Genomic DNA, 929 nt, shown 5'->3' on the forward strand with positions numbered 1-929 from the left:
ACGCCAACCATTCCGAATGGTACCTTGGCGGGTGAATACGGCTCGCTGACCTTGGTTGATGGCGCATGGACGTACACCGCTGACAGCGCGTCGATCCAATCGCTGGCTGACGGCGATACCGCGACGGATACCATCACGGTGACAGCCTCCGATGGTACTACTCAAGATATTGTCATCACCATTACAGGCACGGATGATGCCGCTGTGGTGACGGGCGATACGACGGGCAACACCACGGACCAAGGCACCACAGTGTCGGGCTCTATCAGCATCAGTGATGTGGATAACGATGAAAACCCAACCATCGATAACATCACGATTGAAGGTGAATACGGTAGCCTTACACTCACTGACGGTGAGTGGACGTACACGGTTGACGCCGAAAACGCACAAACCCTGCCAGACGGGGAATCGGCAAACGACACCTTCACCTTAACGGCATCTGATGGATCCACCCATCAAATCACAGTGACGGTTGAAGGCACTGATGATGCCGCAGTCGTCACCGGCGACTTGAGCGCGTCTGTTGCTGAAGGCGGCGATGCGTCTGTCTCTGGCTCTATCAACATCAGCGACCCTGATGCGGCGGTACAACCGACCCTTGAAAACGGCACGGTGGAAGGTCAATACGGTAGCCTGACGCTGACGGACGGCGAGTGGACCTACACGGTTAACCCTGACAATGCACAATCTCTGGGTGATGGCGATGCTGCAACCGACACCATCACAGTGACGGCATCGGATGGCTCTGAGCACCAAATTACAGTGACGGTAACAGGCAGCGATGATGCCTCTGTGGTCACGGGTGTGACCTCCGGCGGCATTGATTTGGGCGCGGACACACCAGAAACCAGTGTCTCTGGCACGCTCTCTATCACTGACGTGGATGACGGCGACACACCAAGCTTCGACAATGTCTCTATCGACGG

Annotated in this window: 1 protein-coding gene; it reads left to right on the forward strand. The window is 56.2% G+C overall.

Features of this window, described 5'->3' with window-relative positions; translation table 11 throughout:
* Positions 1–929, forward strand: a 929-nt coding sequence (locus BCT27_RS22850) for a VCBS domain-containing protein (protein WP_198597613.1), incomplete at both ends; no start/stop codon positions are given.

Origin of the sequence: Enterovibrio norvegicus (genome assembly GCF_002876705.1) — a bacterium.
In the GTDB taxonomy this organism is placed as follows: Bacteria; Pseudomonadota; Gammaproteobacteria; order Enterobacterales; family Vibrionaceae; genus Enterovibrio; species Enterovibrio norvegicus_B.